Genomic DNA, 16574 nt, shown 5'->3' on the forward strand with positions numbered 1-16574 from the left:
ATACCATGAAAACAAGTTATAAATGAATAACGATTCATGGTTTTTTGACATAATACCACTATCTTACATATAATCCGTATACGATCATGATCGCCGCGTCCGCTAACGCATGACTAATAATTGCCGCTTCGGCACCATATCGCTCCCTTATACACGCCCACATTATACCTGCTAAAAAAATGCCTGCAGCCGAGATCCAATTAAGAGGAAACGCAAAAACGGGCAGAATAATAAACAGGTGATAAAGCGTATAAAAGCTTGATGTAACAATGGTTGAAGCAGGTAAGGACAGATGCTTCTCCACTTTATTCTGTATATAGACTCGCCAATACATTTCTTCTAAATAAGGGTTAATAAAAATCAAAACGACGGCTAAAATGATAACTTTCCATCCGCTAAATCCCCATATTTGCAAAACCGCTTGCATATCTTCTACATGAAAGATTTTACCAGAAAAAAGCAGGCTGCTTCCAATTATCACAGCGGCACATAGAAATCCGCTCAGAGTTCCCACATACAGAGATTTTTTTGTAAGCGCTACCTTCAAGTTAATTTTATTATTCGCATATAAAATCATAAACATCCAGCCGTAAAAGCACACAAATGTTACCAACACATTTTGGATAAGCCACAAACCGAAAAAAACAAAGATTGTAGGCATGAACAGCAAAAACAAAAATTTTATCACGTTTATGGCGCACCTTCTTTAAGAGCCGCTTTTCTTTTACCTAGTAAACCTTTCGTATTCAAAAGGTTTACTATCTTTTATCTTATAAAAGTCCAGTGGTATTTTCAATTATTTTTTAATTCCTGCTCCAGCTCACGAAGACTTTCAGCAAGCTTTTTCTTTTCTTCTTCAAAGTGAGCATCGTCTTTAAAAGCAGGAGCTGGAGGTTCTAGCTCTTCATTTTCTTTTAGCCAATCCGGCGTCATTTCCTTGCGAATGACGCGCTTTTTATTAGCGTAGGAAAGCGGCTTTTCAGTCTGTTGACTTGCTAGCGTACGCTGTGACGTTACATAATGCTTATGAAAAAGATGCTGTTTAATATAGGCAAATGCTCGAATGGTATCGCCGCTGTATTTAGGCACGTAGTGATCAAATGCTTCCTGCAGTCCAGATAGCGCCTCTTCTACGGGTATTTCGCTTTTTGCGACTTCGTACATATGCTTTAAATCGCTGGCTGAAGAATACACTCCTCGGTTTCTTCTAGCAATAAAAGCGGCTTCTAACGTTTGTACGTAAGCGTCATGCGCGTCTTCTTCTCTTTTTATTTGATTTGTATTTTCTGCTGTAGTCTCTGTTAATGACGCCTTCACTGTGACCGGCTCCGCTGCTTCAATTTGACTTTCCCCTTCTGTCAAATTGACATCTTCGAGCTCTTCAAATTCATCGCTTGGCATAAGCTCTTCTAGTTTCTTATAATCAATCCGGTACCAGACCGTGTTGTTAAATTTAGAGCGGTTGTACTTTCCTTTTATAATCAGTCCTTCTTTTTCAAGCTTTGAAATGATGCGTTGAATCGTTGAAAGCGACCAAAACGGAAACTGCTGCAGCCACTGCTGATTTGTATTATATACCCACGTATATCCGTCCTGTACATTTACGCTTTTTTCAAGCCAGTAGTGAAGCTGCTGAAGAAACAGCGCTCCGTTCACTCCTACTTTAACTGCAAGCGCCGGCAGTACAATTAACGGCTGATCTTTTAATAATAATTTACTCATTATATCATCTCCTTTGTTATGTAAAATAGCTACTATATATATACAAGGAAAACGGAAAAACGGGGATGCCCGCTTTAAAATTATGTTAAAATATAGAAAAAATGAGGTGAGCATATGATACGTCAAGGCAGAATTGGCGATGAAGCGGGCATCGCAAATGTACACGTAGAAAGCTGGAAATCAACTTATAAAGGACTTGTTCCCGATTCTTTTTTAGATTCTTTGAGCGCTGAAAAGCGAAAACCTCTTTGGAAAAAGCAGCTGGAGTCAAATTCTGTTTTTGTTGCAGAAGAAAACGGTCAAATCGTCGGCTTCGCTTCTTATGGCAAAGAAAGAACCAATAAGCACCCTTCCTATACCGGAGAACTATATGCAATGTATTTACTCGCAGAGCATCAGCGAAAAGGGATTGGAAAAGCGCTTATGCATAAAATAGCGCAAGAGCTGGTAAACCAACATATACATACGATGCTCACATGGGCTTTTGAACAAAACGGCGCCTGTCAATTTTACGAAGCGCTTGGCGGAAAAAGAATCGATCGTGCTGAGGTTATTATTGAGGGTACATCTCTATCTGAAGTGGCTTTTGGGTGGGACACGCTTAAAAATTTGTAAGACAACTATCTGGACAGATTTTTTTCTTCACGGTAAACTGTTTAGTTGGTATAAAAAGAAAGGATGACTTACCGTGACGAATTCTACTTATCGAAACATTATTTTGCTGGTTCTTTGTGTCACAGCGGGTATCGTCGATGTGATTGGCTACTTAAGCCTTGGCCATATCTTTACGGCAAACATGACCGGAAACATCGTGCTGCTTGGGCTAGCAATCGGAAACTCTCTTGAAACAACTGTTTTTCACTCCCTGACAGCTTTAGGAGGTTTTATTGCAGGAGTTGTAGGCGCTGCAATCCTTGTTGGAAACAAAGAAAAAACGTTTTGGCCTAAAGCCGTAACGATCGCGCTTGGAATAGAAGGATTAATTTTACTTGTTTTTGCACTTTTATCTTCGTTTTCTCCTTCTTTACACTTAACTTACTTGTTTATTTTCTTACTAAGCTCAGCAATGGGACTTCAAACAACGGCTGCTCGAAAGCTTGGCGTAGCCGGAATTTCAACAACCGTATTAACGGGAACGCTTGCTAATTTCTTTGAAGACGTAACGGCACGTTTGCGCAGCCCTCGCTACCGCAAAACGTTTACAATCGATGCCATTCTTCGCGCGCTGTCTCTTGTACTTTACTGCTTTGGCGCTGTTATCGCTGCACTTGCAGAGCCTGCTTATAAATTTGAAATTATTTGGCTGCCCATTGTTATTTTGTTAGCCATCATTATTTTTGTCAGCACGAAGTTTCGTTCTGATTCAGAAAAATAATAATAAAACAAGGCTGGGACAAAAGTATTTTAGTCAAAGGAAAATCCGAACGAGTTTGATTCTTGATTGAGAATCAAATTTGTTCGGATTTTTATTAGTATAGTGAACGTTCATATATGTGCGGCTTCTAGCTGTTGATTGAAGGGCAAGACGAAGACTCCTGCGGAAAGCGAAGTCTTGCACCGAAATCAACAGCGCTGTAACAAGCGAACATACTAGATCATTTATCCAATTTGTTCGCTCATCGCTCAAGCTCCTTTTTACTCTACATTACCATATACTTCCTTACTAAAACTACTATTTATTTGTGATTACTTCAATGCCGATTTCGCGGTAAGCATTTAACACGGTTTCGTTCACATGCTCTTCTGTAATGAGCCAATCTAGCGAGTTGGCTGAGCTGAACGTGTACGTTGACGATGTATTGAGTTTTTTAGCTGTTACAATAGCCGCTACTTCACTCGCACTTTTAATCATTTGGCTTTTAATGTGCATTTCTTCAAGCAAAGGAATGCTCATCCCGATTTTAGGATCGATTGCGTATACGCCTAAAAAACAAAGATCCGCTCGAATTTGTTTAAGCGTATCAACCACGCTTTGTCCTACCGTGACCATCGATTCTTTTCGAAACGTTCCTCCAAGAGAAACAACTTCTACAAAGTCATGTTCCGCTAGTGCAACGGTAATTAACGGACTGTTTGTAATAACCGTAACGTTTAAATTTTTTGGAAAAGCTTTGACGAGCTGAATATTTGTTGTACTTCCGTCCATCAAGAGCACCTGCCCGTCTTTAATTAACGGAAGCGCCGCAACGGCAAGTGAATGCTTAACATCCATCAATTCACGTTTTCGCTCTTTGTAATCAACCGCAGACGTGGAACGCGGAAGCGCTCCTCCGTGTACGCGCTGCAGCAGACCAAGCGCGTCCATTTCCCGCAGATCTCTGCGGATTGTATCTTCTGAAACATTCAGCGTTTGGCTAAGCGTCGTAGCTACAATGCGCCCTTCTTTTTCAAGCAAATTCATAATTTGTTTGCGTCTTTCTTGTTTTAACATTGCTTGTTCACCTGTTTTCTTTCTGCTTTTTACTTTATTATACTTGTTTCTTTTGTAAAAACAATGTAAAAACGCTTGATTATCGGTGTTTTTTCGTTTATTGTAGGATAAACAAGATAAAACATGCAAAAACAAGTAATAATAGTCAAAGGGAGAGATAGTTTATGAAGATGATTTTTACAGATTTAGATGGAACTCTTTTAAATAGCAGCAGTGAAATTAGCACAATTAATGCAGAAGCAATTAAAAAAGCGCAAACACACGGAGTTGAAGTCGTGGTTGCTACAGGGCGCGCTTATTTCGACGTGCAGGAAATTTTAAAAAAAGCTGAGCTTTCAAACCTTTGGGTGATTGCCGCAAACGGAGCGACTATTCATGACCCGAACGGACAGCTTAGACATTCTGTTCCAATTGATGCCCATCACGTAAAAGAAGCGCTTCAGTGGCTGGATGCAAACGAATTTTATTATGAAGTGTTTGCCGAACATGCGATTTATACACCAAACTCGGGTCGTGAGCTGCTGGCCATTGAAATTGACCGGGTAAAAAGCGCCAATAAAAACGTGGACGAAGAAAGACTTCATCACGCTGCTGCTAAGCAGTACAGCCAAACGGGATTTGCCTTTGTTGCATCCTATGAAGATATTTTAAATACAAACGCTGAGCTTTATAACGTGTTAGCTTTTTCATTTGATGATGAAAAGCGAAAAAAAGGCTGGGATCACTTTAGCAAGCAGCATGACATGACCCTTGTCTCTTCCGCTGATCACAACTTTGAACTCGAACACAAAGACGCCTCAAAAGGAAACGCATTAACATACGTGGTAAAAGAGCTTGGCGGCTCTCTTCATGATACCATTGCCATTGGAGACAGCTTTAACGACGTATCGATGCTGCAAACGGCTGGAAAAGGAATTGCTATGGCAAATGCGCACGCGGAAATTAAAGCACTAGCAGATGACGTTACATTAACAAACGATGAAAACGGAGTAGCTTCCGTTATTGAAAAAGTGTTAGAAACGCAGCTAAAAGCACATTAAAAAAACGCTTGGCATTTGCCAAGCGTTTTTAAATGGTCATGCGGTAAATACCGACAAACCAGCTAAACAGCGCAACTAAAAGCAACAGCCATGCGCTGGTTTTCTTTCTTTTTTGCCACTCGATTGCTCCTAAAACTAGCATGGTAAACCCGAGCAGTATATTTAAAAACGAAAGAAACTGGTAACTGTGAGTGAGCATGATATAAAGAGCCAGCCCAACAGTAATAATTGAAAGAATAAGCTGTAATGCTTTTAACAAAAAATCTCTCCTTACTTGTAATTCACTTCTTCATTCACACACGTCACTAAAGGCTTTTTTTCAAGACCTAAAAGCAGGTTCTGGACGGCTAAATCTGCCATGCGATTGCGCGTTTCGTACGTAGCACTTCCAATATGCGGTGTTACCAGCACGTTTGAAAGCTGCAGCAGCTTATGATCTGCCGGAAGCGGCTCTGGGTCTGTTACGTCTAGTGCAGCATATGCAATTTCTTCATTTTTCAGCGCTTCGTAAAGTGCTTCAGTGTTCACTAATCCTCCGCGCGCTGCGTTTACAAAATACGCGCTGCTTTTCATTGCTTTAAATTCCTCTTCTCCGAACATGCCTTTGCTTTCATTTGAAAGCGGCACTAGGCATACGATACAGTCAGCTGTGTGAAGCAGTTCTTCAAACGAAAGGTATACGGCATCAAGCTCTTTTTCTGCTTCATGCTTGCGGCTTCGGTTGTGGTAAACGATGTTCATTCCCGATGCCTTTGCTCGTCTGGCAACGGCGCTTCCGATATCGCCCATTCCAACAATACCAAGCGTTTTTCCAAATAAATCGACGCCAAATACCGTTTCCCAGTTTCCTTGTTTCACTTTTTCATAGCCTTCATGAATGCGGCGAGCTGCTGACAGCAAGAGACCAAACGTTAAGTCAGCCGTTGCTTCTACTAACACGCCTGGCGTATTACTAAACGGCACGCCTTTTTTGGTGCATGCTTCGACATCTACACTGTCATACCCTACGCCTGATTGAGAAATAACGCGCAGGTTCGGTGCTGCTTCTAACAGCTCTTCGTCCACTGTGATGTGGCCGATATTAAAAAAGCCGTCAGCGTCACGAAGCCAGTCGCGCAGCGTTTCTTGTGGAATCTTTCCTTCTCCTTCCCACATTTGAATATCGCAGTGCTCCGCTAGCTTCTCGTAAGCATTTGGCCACGTTTTTCCAGACATAACAACTTTGTATTTCCCCATGTGTATCTCTCCTTTTCCTTGTTCACTCATATGTATGAATAGTAACTAGCTATCCTATCATAAGACTACTATAAAGATGAAACTTTTTCCATTCAGTAATCGTATTTATAGTAAGGGGGAATACGAATGTTTGAAGATGAAATGATATTTGAAGATGACCCGTCCGGAGATGACATTGTTTTTGAAGGTGATGTGCCCGATGACGTAAGCGGAGGCGCTTTTTTTCCAGATGACGCGTTATTTAACGGAATGCCTACGTTTGTGATGCTATTTTTTGTTATAGTTATTGGTATTTTTCTATTTTCTATTTTTAAAGGAATCGGCACGTGGAGCAAAAATGAGCAGTCTCCCCGTCTCTCCGTAAAAGCAAAAGTTACGGGCAAACGGACAAACGTCCACCGCCATGGCGGTCACGCTCACGAACATCATCACTCTCACACGTCTACAACCTACTACGTAACCTTTCAGTTTGAAAGCACCGACCGCTCTGAATTTACTGTTTCAGGCCGCGAATACGGCATGCTAGCAGAAGGCGATGAAGGAATGCTGACGTTTCAAGGAACTCGTTTTTTGGATTTTCAAAGGAATCCAAGTGAAGAACATACAGATGCTTAGCTTATGACCTCTTGCTTTTAGAGGTCTTTTTTACTGTAATGGAGCATTCATATAGCCAATGACCTATTTGTGCCCTTTTTACACTGTAGAAGAACGTTAATCCATATAAAAACATACCGTGTAACACATTCATTTAAGCAGGCAGGTGATTTTATGTATTCTCCTTATTCAGGCAGCGGCCTCTACTACGGACATTACGGCGAAGCCCCTCATTCGCATCCTATTCAAACAATACTGGCGCAATACTGGCACGAAACCCACTATCCAGGTCCACACAAAAAATATGTACACGTGTATTATCTTAACCCGGCTTCTCTTCATTATTATCCAACCTATCAAAGGCTTTTGTAAAAAAGTGGTTTTTTAATCGAGTCTTTTATTGTAAAATTAATCCATATGCTTATTTATTGGAAAGGAGGTTAAAAAACAGTGCGTAATTCTACAGCAAAAAATAGTGTGATAGTCACCACTTTGCTTTCCGCCCTATTTTTCTGCTTCATTTTGGTTCTTGGTTCGCTTTCTCCTCTAGCAGATTCAGGCCCCAACGTTAATACGTTCGGCTCAACAGGGCTGTGGTTATCTCTTGGCATGGCTCTGTTTTTATATTTGTTGCCTTTAGCTTTTTATCTGATAGGAATGCATTTTTTAAAATTTGTCATGGCTGCTTTTTGCAGCATCGGACTTTTAATCGCTGCTAGTACTCTATTACTGATGCCGGCTCTGTTTTTATTCGGATTAGAAGATTTCTCAGGAAACTTATCTTCAATTATAGGAATAATGATTTCTTGTTTAGGTTTGCTGATTACGAATATTGTGTGGTTTGTTGCTGCGTTTAAAAGACCGTCAGCCACCGTGCAGGAAAGCGTTTAAAATGGTGAAGAGGAGCCGCTACTGCTCCTCTTTTTATAGCTCGGTAAGTAAAAAGTGTAAATATAACGAAGTAGCCTTTGTGCTTACTGTTTTTTATACATAACATCAAATTTCATTACATATTTTTATATAATGAAAGACCACTTAAACGGAAAATAATAGTAGATACAAGATTGAAAGAGGTTTTGTTTTTGGTGACGTTATTTTTAACAAATGTACTCCTAGGCCTTTCGATTGCCCTTCCCGTTGGCACGGTGACGATTGAAATGACAAAACAAGGTTTAAAAAACGGGTTTCTTCACGGATGGGTTGTTGGACTCGGAGGAATGACGGTTGATTTATTATTAATTGTGCTTCTTTACTCTGGACTGGCTTCTTTTTTATCGGCTCCTTTTATACAGCTTATGATGTGGCTTATAGGAGCGCTTTTTTTACTTTATATTGGCTATGACAGCATTAGACATGCCGACCATGATATAACGTCTCCTGGAGAGCATGTAAAAAAGTCGTTTGCATCTTCCTATATGAACGGGATCTTTGTTGCGATTTCTCCTAGCAATCTCATTTTTTGGCTCAGCGTGTTTGGAACGGTGCTGACTAATTCGCTTCAATCCTCTCATTCTTTTCATTTCCTGCTGATTGCTGCCGGAATATTAACAGGGATTTTAATTCATGACCTAGGCTTAATGACGATTGTCTCTGGAACTAGAAAAGTGCTGAATCAGCTTTATATTAAATGGGTTTCTATTGCGGCAGGATGTGTCTTAATTGGTTTTTCATGCTATTTTCTTTATCGTTTCATTGGGAATCTGCGCATGTACTTTTAATGTTTCTACATATTTTATGACTTGCTATATCCCCTCTTTATCTAGTATAGAGAGGGGATTTTTATAATCTATCAGGGACTATCAGACAAAAAGTTCACAATTTCGTCACATTTCTATTGATTTTTTTCTCTTTTTATACGAAAATATAAAAAAGGGAGGAAATATCATGAAAATCAAAAAAGCACTTCGCATCTTTATTGGATCAAACGTTCTTGTATTATTAACATTCGGCCTTCTTCCAGCACTATTGGTTAACCCTGATATTGACCTAATTCAATCATTTATTAATTATATAGGCAAGGATTAATCCCGCTTTAAATAGTCATAATTTTCAATCTATTATTTTAATAAAAAAAGACAGCGCAGGCTGTCTTTTTTGGTAGGTTTGAAAAAGCTTATGGTACTTTTCAGGCTTATTTAGTTGAAAGCAGCTTTTTAACATCTACTTTTTGATCTTTAACAATCGTATATGTCGCCTGTTTTTTATCTTCAAAGCTAAACGCTTTTATGTAGTCATTATCGTAAATCGTTAAGCCGTACGCATCTTTTCTGTTTTCGACGATTTTTACCCAGTAAGCTTGGTCAAACTTTGGGTCGAGCTCCTTGCTTTTTTTTACTTCTACTTTTGCCAAAGAATGTACGATTTGCTTTATCTCTTTTTTATCATCTACTACACGTTTTCCTTCGTCCGTATCTATTTCAATACGCGTAACGTTTGCTTCATCTACTTTTATGACGTCTTTTAACTGATAGGCTTTCCCGGTATATGTAAAATAAAATACGACAATAAATAAAAGTGCAGCTATAATAATCGTTCTTTTTTTCAAAAGGAACCTCCTTTTCTACATCACGCTGCATTCACGTGATACACCTTTTTATTCCTCCTGTTCCGCAGCCCTTTAGTACAATGCTGCTTCCTACAAGTAAACTATACGTTAATCCCGGAACAGGAAGTACTAACGTTACCATCAACAGTAACATGCCCGTACTTGTAAGAGCTACTCCGGCAGCTCGATTTTTCATTCATTTCACCACCGTTGCTCTGTAAATCTCTTTTTATAAAGTGATAGAAGTAATATTGATCTACTATTTACTTATGTGCTTTTAGCTTATAGTACAGAAATGTCAAAACTTCTACTAGTAAGATCGCTACTTCACATTACCTTCTCTTTTTAACTAACTCATCATGATTTATGAAATAAAAACAGCTCATCTACTGTTGCTCCCAGCTCTGCAGCCAGTTGAAAAGCAAGGGTCAAGCTTGGATCATACTTATTGTTTTCAATTGCATTAATCGTTTGTCTCGATACGCCGCATACTTTTGCCAATTCATCTTGAGACATTCGTTTGCTTTTACGCAGTTCTTTAATTCGATTTTCCACCATTCATCACTCATCTCTAAAATGTAAAAAACTTTTTACATCCATATCTTATATTATCTTCCTTGTTACTGTCAAATATATTTGACAAATCAATGTCTCTTACCTACCTAAAAAGAGATTGAAATATAACAAGATTAATCCAATCTAAAGACGAAATAGATTAAACACATGTTCACCCTCTCAATAAAAAAAGCCGTACTTATTCATGTAAATACCATCTTTACTTTTACATATTTACAATAACTACACAGAAATTAATATAAAAAAGCACAAACTCCTTAAAAGAAGCTTGTGCTTTTTTATTTCATTGTCTGTTTGTTAAAGCTCCTTACTCATATTAAACCACTGCACGCCTGCATGCTGAGACTCCGCTACTCCTTGATTCACATATCCGTTTTTTTCGTAAAACGGAATCAATTCTTCTTTACATGTTAAGGTAACCGTTAAGCGCTGTTTGTTCCGCGCTTGTTTTTCAAATTCTCTTAACAGCATACTCGCAATTCCTTTGTGATGATGCTTGGGATTTATAACGATACCCAAAATACTTTGATGACCGCCTGTCTCAGGGTTCGAAATCGTTTTTTCAAACAAATCATCCGTAATAAACGGAGCTGAAATGACGGGACCGTTCACATATCCGATTATTTCTTCATTTTCTTGGGCGATGATAAACGTATCAGGAATGGTGTTGATCCGCGTGATGAATGCGTCTTTTGAGGCAGCTTCTTCAGGTGTAAAGCCTTTGTTTTCTAACGTAATTAATTGGTTTAAATCTTTTTCATCCACTTGTCTTATAATCATTGAAACGTTTCCTTTCATTATGTATTTCTCTTTTTTCTCTAAAAGCTTCTATTACATATAACTATCTCTTTCTACTATATATAAAAATGCCCAAACAAAAAAGGATTGACCTCTGCATCATACAGAATTCAATCCTACTTCGCTTTTTAATTAACGTCTTGATTATTTAATAAATGCACCAAACGGCTTGCCCACCGGAAGCACAACTCGACCGTAGTGAGTATTTAATACAGCCGCTGCAGATCCATAGAATGAAAACAGAGCAATCAATAGCTCTGACACTGCTGCTAGTAAGTGCGTGTACTCATATGCCACACCAAATGTACTTAGCGATAATCCAATAAATAAGAAATCGATTAACACAAAAATAATAAATAATACTTTATGAGTGCCCATTGCTCCAACTGTCATAAAAACGCTGAAAATCAAGTAGCCGACAAAAGCAAATGCGAGCTGCTTCGGATCCGCTTCTTTTGCGAGCGCTTCCCCAAATGCTCCAAGCTGAATAAGCCATGTCATAGCTACACCTAGCCAAAATAACCCGAAGGCACCAAAAGCAGTTGCGCCGAAGGTATTATTATGTTTGAAATCTTGCATAGACGCGATTAACTGCCCTATCCCGCCTAAAAAAATCGCCCATGGCAATACCAATGAAACACCATCGGTTACCCCAAGCTTTTGAAACGATGCAACAAGTGTCACCATGGCAAGTCCGAATAGACCTAGCGCTGATGGATCCGCTGTTACAATTTTAACGTGCTGCGTGCTGTTGTTACTCATGTTGTACCTCCCTGATTTTAAAAACACCTTTAAAAAGATACAAAAATGTAGGGGAAGTGTCAATGGATATTTTTGGCCTTTTAAAATCCCATAAGAACAAGCAGTGTAGCGGTTACACTGCTTGTTCTTTAATTTCTTATCATTAAACGTTTTGTAATAAATTTTGTCTGGTTTGTTTTGCGGACTCAACCATGACTTTTAAAGCTTCAACCGTCTCGCTGATTCCTCTTGTTTTAAGGCCGCAGTCGGGATTAATCCAAAATAATGCAGGATCAAGTACCTGCAGAGCGCGGTCAATGTTTCGCTGAAGCTCTTCAAGCTTCGGTACGCGCGGACTGTGGATATCATACACGCCAAGTCCGATTCCTTGATTGTACGTATGTTTTTCAAACGCATAAATTAATTCACCGTGGCTTTTAGACGTTTCAATGGAAATCACGTCGGCTTCAAGCGCTTTGATGGCATCAATAATCTCTTCGAATTCTGAATAGCACATATGCGTGTGAATTTGCGTCTCATTTTGCACCGATACCGTGGCTAGCTTGAACGCATACACCGCAGCGTTCAAGTAGCTGTCCCAGTTTTCTCGTTTTAACGGCAATCCTTCACGCAGTGCCGGTTCATCTACTTGAATCATTGAAATGCCCTGACTTTCAAGTGCTTCTACTTCTTTTCTAAGAGCAAGCGCAATTTGATTTGCCACGTCGTAGCGCGGGATATCATCACGCACAAACGACCAATTTAAAATCGTAATCGGACCCGTCAGCATTCCTTTAACCGGCTTATTTGTTAGAGACTGTGCGTAGACCGTTTCTTTGATCGTCATCGCCTGCTCATACGATACATCTCCGTAAATAAGCGGCGGCTTCACGCAGCGAGAACCGTAAGATTGCACCCAGCCAAACTTCGTAAACTGAAAGCCTCCTAATTTCTCACCGAAGTATTCGACCATGTCCGTACGCTCAAACTCTCCGTGCACAAGGACATCTAAGCCGATGTCTTCTTGAATTTCAATCCATTTTTTTATTTCCTCGTTAATGTACGCTTCATATGCTTCATCGCTTAACTCGCCTTTACGCCATTTTAAACGCTCTTTTCGCACTTCTTTTGTTTGCGGAAAGCTTCCAATCGTTGTCGTTGGAAGAAGCGGCAGTTGAAACGCTTCTTGCTGAACGCGTTGACGTACGTCAAACGGCGCTTGACGCGCTGCTTTATAGCTGTGCAGCTGCTTCAGCTCTTTTTGCACGTCTTGATGATTTCGAAAAGATGAACCATTTAATGCTTGAATCGCCTGTTTGCTTACGTTTATTTCTTCTTCTATCGACTCTTTTCCTTGCTGCACTGCTTTTGTTAAAAGCGTGATTTCCTTTAGCTTTTCATCTGCAAAAGAGAGCGCATTTTTCAATACTGGATCAATGGTTTCTTCATTTTTCACCGTGACAGGAACATGTAATAAACTTGATGAAGGCTGCAGAATCAAACGGTCTTTTGATACGGCTTCTTCAATTTCACTAAGCGTTAAAAGCTGTTCGTCCAAATTTTCACGCCAAATGTTTCGTCCGTCAATCACTCCCGCAGCAAGCACTTTATCAGTTGGAAAACCATATTTATTAAGCGCAGTGAGATTTTCGCCTCGGTCATGCACAAAGTCTAAACCGATTCCTTCAACAGGAAGAGACACAACTTCTTTGTAGTGATCAACGCTGTCAAAATACGTTTGCAAAATGACTTTTACATTCGGTGCCGCTTCCTTCAAAGTTTGATAGACTTCTGTGTAAAGCGCCAGGTCTTCTTTTGATAGCGTTGTAGATAAAATTGGCTCATCTATCTGCACCCACTCTACTCCTTCTGCCTGCAGCTCCGCTAAGATAGTTGCATAAAGTGGAACAAACTGCTCAACTACTTCTTTAAACTCACTTTTTTTATATCCTTTTGACAGCTTCACAAATGTTACTGGACCTAGAATAACGGGCTTTCCTTCAATATTCAGCTTTTCTTTTGCTTCTTTGTAAAACTGAAGCGGGCGATTTTCTACAAGAGACGGCGTACATTCCTCAAGCTCGGGTACGATGTAGTGATAATTTGTGTTAAACCATTTCGTCATCGTAGAAGCTACCGCACCTTTTGTTCCTCTCGCGATATCAAAATACGTTTCAAGCGATACTAGTCCTCCGTCATACTCAAAGCGTTTAGGCACTAAACCAAACATAACAGCTGTATCTAACACGTGATCGTATAAGCTAAAATCGCCGACTGGAATCAATTCAATTCCTGCGTCACGCTGTTTTTTTAGATGCGCTAGACGAAGAGCTTCAATTTCTTGAAGAAAGATACCTTTCTCTAGCTTTCCTGCCCAAAACTGCTCAAGCGCTTTTTTCCATTCTCGTTTTTCACCAATTCTTGGATAACCTAAGTTCGAACTTTTTACACTGCTCATTTTTTCCACTCCCTGTATATTTTTTTATCGGTAAACTAAAAAATCTCTCTTTTCGAAATGAAAAGAGAGATAATACGCATACTTAACTAGAGTTGAGACAGCCTGTTTTTCTCAACACGTATTCCTCACTCCTCTCTATATCCCGTAGAGCTTAAGTGCATACAACAGGCAGGTCTCCTGACTTAGGTTCATAGCTTCCTATCCCTTCCCATTTCAACATGAAACAGTGGTTAATAAGTTGCTCCCCATTACAGTGGCGGGACCGCGCCGGCTTTTCACCGGTCTTCCCTTTTAAGCTGCGTACATTCGTTACACAGCACCTGATGCATTTTTATAAAATTGTCCATTCAAAACATATTCACATAAAATAAAAAGCCTCTCTATCACGAATAGAGAGGCATAGTATCTATGAAATCCTCTCTTATTTTTCAAAGCAGTACGCTTTGCAGGATGTAGCACCTTTTCAACAAGAATGTTAAATGGTTGCCGGGCTTCACAGGGCCAGTCCCTCCGCCTCTCTCAATAAGAGTTTTAATTGTTTATAATATTTTGAATGTAGAGTCATCTTAACACCTTAGATTTATGTTGTCAAAAGAAATTTCAAAAAAATTAGTTTTTAGGAGGCGCTGACGCTAATTTTTGCCTTAACAATTTGTAATCGTCTTTTCGGTGCGTTTCAATTAAATCTTTGGCTCCCTGGTGATATCCTGACGAATAAATATACTCTACCGCTGTTTCGATAAGCTTTCTTTTTTCTTCGGCACACTCCCGGTCCATTAAGGGGAACAGTCTACCTAAAAGGTCATTTAAATCTTCCTTGATAAAACGATCAAGTCCTTCTTGCATCTTTTCGTTTGCCATGATTGCTCCTCCATTTGCTGTGTATGTTCTAAGCCTCTATAAACAGGCATTTCACTGTAAATTTTAAGATAAAGTTAAGTCATTAAACAGTATATCAAGTGAATGTTTTTCTTCAATTACATATGTAATACAAATATATGACAAATATAGAGAATATATCATCATTCATTATCTATTATAACGTTTGACTGAGCCTTCTGCTACAAGGTTTCTGTAAACATTATGCATAATATTCCAAAAATCTGCCTGTGAATTACGGGCAGGCTTTCGGCTAAACATAGCTTTCCATTCTCTTGTTTTTACAAACAATTTCTTCGAGGTCGTCCAAAATCCTTCCAAAGAAGAGGTCCTAATATGTTGTACCTGCTTACAAAAAACTCCATAAAATTATAATTATTTAAAATTAAAGGCGGATCAAAATCAAGAGGAGCACCGGCGCCTCCTGACAATACAAAATCAGTGCCTCTTCCAAACGTAAATGTCCCGTTTCTATTTTTTCTAATAAACTGTTCGTCATATGCATGCACGTGGCTAACGAGAACTTTTTTCACGCGGTGTTCTTGAATTAAATCAAAAAATTCTTGACTTTGAGGAGTCGTTACAGGAAACCCTTCAAGATTTGACCACCGGCCAATATTTGGCTGCGCATGCATGGCTACAACGGTATTACGAGGAGCATCCTCTAGCTGCTGCTCTAAATAATTCAGCTCTCTATCTGTAAATCCGTATATTTTATTCTTGGGACTGATGACATTATTTAATGCGATGCACCGAAAGTTGAAGACAGGAATATCAATGACCCAGTGTACTTTTCCGATAGTGGCTCTGAAGTTTTCGAGATTGCTTTCATCAAGGTACAGTTCATCATGATTCCCTACGCATACAAACATAGGAATGTTTGATGCGATTTTTTCGACAACCTTAACAAAGTGCTCCAAATACTCTTTTTTCCCTGTATAGACGGTGTCTCCCCTATGAATAATAAACAGCGGGTTCAATTCCACCGCCTTTTTTAATACAAGCTCAAATTCACCGCTCATCGTGAAACAATTATCGTTTGGTCCGTCACCTCTGCTGTCGCCCCTAAAAACAAAGTTAAATGGACCGGATTTAATTGTTTAATTCTTTGCTTTAATAACTTTTCAGAACGTTCATGAAGCGTCAAATTCATCAACTAGTTAATCCCCCTATTAATAAATAAATTTAGTTAAAAGTAAACAAGCTTACTTGTTTATATGAGAATTTGTTGACGAAGGTCACTACCTTCTTGTAAGCAGAACGCACATTTAGCTTTCGTTTTAGAAATTGCTAGTTATGAATATCTATTAAAGTCCACTCTATGATAAGCTAACCTATCTTTCCATTTTATTAGGCACTAATATGACAGTGTAAAAGCTGAAATCTCTATATCTACTAATAAGAAAGAGGCTGGGGACGAACAAAGGCCGACATGTGCTGAACCGCTTGTTACCCCGCAGTTGATTTCCGTGCAAGGCTTCACTTTCCGCGGGCGTCCGATGAGCCTCCTCGTCGCTTGTGCTCCTGCGGGGTCTCATCTGTTCCGCTTTTCCC

21 protein-coding genes and 2 riboswitches are annotated in these 16574 nt (G+C 39.5%); of the genes, 7 read left to right on the forward strand and 14 right to left on the reverse strand.

What is annotated here, in order from left to right:
- Positions 1 to 58 precede the first annotated feature (58 nt).
- Together JNUCC25_RS17670 and JNUCC25_RS17675 are read right to left on the reverse strand one after the other, a co-directional pair.
- A complete protein-coding gene (locus tag JNUCC25_RS17670; protein ID WP_029323296.1) occupies positions 59 to 688 on the reverse strand; it encodes a CPBP family intramembrane glutamic endopeptidase in 630 nt (209 codons plus the stop codon).
- Positions 689 to 792: 104 nt separating this feature from the next.
- The gene (locus JNUCC25_RS17675) at positions 793 to 1722 is read right to left on the reverse strand and encodes a hypothetical protein (protein WP_029323298.1); all 930 of its coding nucleotides are present in this window, start codon (positions 1720 to 1722) and stop codon (positions 793 to 795) included.
- Positions 1723 to 1836: 114 nt separating this feature from the next.
- Between JNUCC25_RS17675 and JNUCC25_RS17680 the strand changes: the two genes are divergently transcribed.
- Together JNUCC25_RS17680 and JNUCC25_RS17685 are read left to right on the forward strand one after the other, a co-directional pair.
- Complete coding sequence (locus tag JNUCC25_RS17680) at positions 1837 to 2337, forward strand: GNAT family N-acetyltransferase (protein WP_029323300.1); 501 nt, start codon at positions 1837 to 1839, stop codon at positions 2335 to 2337.
- A 73-nt stretch (positions 2338 to 2410) separates the two neighbouring features.
- Positions 2411 to 3097, forward strand: coding sequence for a YoaK family protein (locus tag JNUCC25_RS17685; RefSeq protein WP_029323301.1), 687 nt, complete (start codon positions 2411 to 2413; stop codon positions 3095 to 3097).
- A gap of 297 nt (positions 3098 to 3394) precedes the next feature.
- Here the strand turns inward: JNUCC25_RS17685 and JNUCC25_RS17690 are convergent, their stop codons facing one another.
- Positions 3395 to 4153 carry a DeoR/GlpR family DNA-binding transcription regulator gene (locus JNUCC25_RS17690; RefSeq protein ID WP_014458988.1) on the reverse strand — a complete coding sequence of 253 codons (759 nt, stop codon included), beginning with the start codon at positions 4151 to 4153 and terminating at the stop codon, positions 3395 to 3397.
- 164 nt (positions 4154 to 4317) lie between these two features.
- Between JNUCC25_RS17690 and JNUCC25_RS17695 the strand changes: the two genes are divergently transcribed.
- Complete coding sequence (locus JNUCC25_RS17695; protein ID WP_029323304.1) at positions 4318 to 5193, forward strand: Cof-type HAD-IIB family hydrolase; 876 nt, start codon at positions 4318 to 4320, stop codon at positions 5191 to 5193.
- Between the two features lie 28 nt (positions 5194 to 5221).
- Here JNUCC25_RS17695 and JNUCC25_RS17700 read toward each other — a convergent pair whose 3' ends face one another.
- Together JNUCC25_RS17700 and JNUCC25_RS17705 are read right to left on the reverse strand one after the other, a co-directional pair.
- On the reverse strand, positions 5222 to 5452 hold the full coding sequence (locus JNUCC25_RS17700) for a YczI family protein (RefSeq protein WP_029323305.1): 231 nt from the start codon (positions 5450 to 5452) through the stop codon (positions 5222 to 5224).
- Between the two features lie 11 nt (positions 5453 to 5463).
- Positions 5464 to 6429 (reverse strand): 2-hydroxyacid dehydrogenase, encoded by a 966-nt coding sequence (locus JNUCC25_RS17705; protein WP_013058220.1) that lies wholly within the window; start codon positions 6427 to 6429, stop codon positions 5464 to 5466.
- A gap of 126 nt (positions 6430 to 6555) precedes the next feature.
- On the opposite strand from JNUCC25_RS17705, the gene JNUCC25_RS17710 reads away from it, so the two are divergent.
- From JNUCC25_RS17710 to JNUCC25_RS17725, 4 genes are all read left to right on the forward strand, one after another.
- Complete coding sequence (locus JNUCC25_RS17710; protein ID WP_029323308.1) at positions 6556 to 7044, forward strand: DUF2500 domain-containing protein; 489 nt, start codon at positions 6556 to 6558, stop codon at positions 7042 to 7044.
- A 429-nt stretch (positions 7045 to 7473) separates the two neighbouring features.
- Positions 7474 to 7914: a DUF5391 family protein gene (locus tag JNUCC25_RS17715; protein WP_029323310.1), complete on the forward strand. Its 441-nt coding sequence runs from the start codon at positions 7474 to 7476 to the stop codon at positions 7912 to 7914.
- Between the two features lie 194 nt (positions 7915 to 8108).
- On the forward strand, positions 8109 to 8741 hold the full coding sequence (locus tag JNUCC25_RS17720) for a LysE family translocator (RefSeq protein WP_029323312.1): 633 nt from the start codon (positions 8109 to 8111) through the stop codon (positions 8739 to 8741).
- 166 nt (positions 8742 to 8907) lie between these two features.
- The gene (locus tag JNUCC25_RS17725; protein WP_013058226.1) at positions 8908 to 9048 is read left to right on the forward strand and encodes a hypothetical protein; all 141 of its coding nucleotides are present in this window, start codon (positions 8908 to 8910) and stop codon (positions 9046 to 9048) included.
- A 106-nt stretch (positions 9049 to 9154) separates the two neighbouring features.
- On the opposite strand, the gene JNUCC25_RS17730 is transcribed toward JNUCC25_RS17725, so the two are convergent.
- From JNUCC25_RS17730 to JNUCC25_RS17770, 9 genes are all read right to left on the reverse strand, one after another.
- Positions 9155 to 9568, reverse strand: coding sequence for a DUF5301 domain-containing protein (locus JNUCC25_RS17730; RefSeq protein WP_029323314.1), 414 nt, complete (start codon positions 9566 to 9568; stop codon positions 9155 to 9157).
- 31 nt (positions 9569 to 9599) lie between these two features.
- Complete coding sequence (locus JNUCC25_RS17735; RefSeq protein ID WP_013058228.1) at positions 9600 to 9764, reverse strand: hypothetical protein; 165 nt, start codon at positions 9762 to 9764, stop codon at positions 9600 to 9602.
- A 161-nt stretch (positions 9765 to 9925) separates the two neighbouring features.
- Complete coding sequence (locus JNUCC25_RS17740; RefSeq protein WP_013058229.1) at positions 9926 to 10126, reverse strand: helix-turn-helix transcriptional regulator; 201 nt, start codon at positions 10124 to 10126, stop codon at positions 9926 to 9928.
- A 315-nt stretch (positions 10127 to 10441) separates the two neighbouring features.
- Positions 10442 to 10942, reverse strand: coding sequence for a GNAT family N-acetyltransferase (locus JNUCC25_RS17745; RefSeq protein WP_035439078.1), 501 nt, complete (start codon positions 10940 to 10942; stop codon positions 10442 to 10444).
- Between the two features lie 144 nt (positions 10943 to 11086).
- On the reverse strand, positions 11087 to 11704 hold the full coding sequence (locus JNUCC25_RS17750) for an acetate uptake transporter (RefSeq protein ID WP_013058231.1): 618 nt from the start codon (positions 11702 to 11704) through the stop codon (positions 11087 to 11089).
- 142 nt (positions 11705 to 11846) lie between these two features.
- Positions 11847 to 14141 carry a 5-methyltetrahydropteroyltriglutamate--homocysteine S-methyltransferase gene (gene metE / locus JNUCC25_RS17755; RefSeq protein ID WP_078082045.1) on the reverse strand — a complete coding sequence of 765 codons (2295 nt, stop codon included), beginning with the start codon at positions 14139 to 14141 and terminating at the stop codon, positions 11847 to 11849.
- A gap of 150 nt (positions 14142 to 14291) precedes the next feature.
- A riboswitch (cobalamin riboswitch) is annotated at positions 14292 to 14480 on the reverse strand.
- A gap of 79 nt (positions 14481 to 14559) precedes the next feature.
- Positions 14560 to 14670: riboswitch (SAM riboswitch) on the reverse strand.
- A gap of 80 nt (positions 14671 to 14750) precedes the next feature.
- The gene (locus tag JNUCC25_RS17760) at positions 14751 to 15002 is read right to left on the reverse strand and encodes a hypothetical protein (protein WP_013058233.1); all 252 of its coding nucleotides are present in this window, start codon (positions 15000 to 15002) and stop codon (positions 14751 to 14753) included.
- Positions 15003 to 15301: 299 nt separating this feature from the next.
- On the reverse strand, positions 15302 to 16042 hold the full coding sequence (locus JNUCC25_RS17765) for a metallophosphoesterase family protein (protein ID WP_078082046.1): 741 nt from the start codon (positions 16040 to 16042) through the stop codon (positions 15302 to 15304).
- Positions 16039 to 16176 carry a hypothetical protein gene (locus JNUCC25_RS17770; RefSeq protein WP_172802881.1) on the reverse strand — a complete coding sequence of 46 codons (138 nt, stop codon included), beginning with the start codon at positions 16174 to 16176 and terminating at the stop codon, positions 16039 to 16041. Before JNUCC25_RS17770 ends, JNUCC25_RS17765 begins: the two co-directional genes overlap by 4 nt.
- Positions 16177 to 16574 lie beyond the last annotated feature (398 nt).

Source organism: Priestia sp. JNUCC 25, assembly GCF_053667915.1.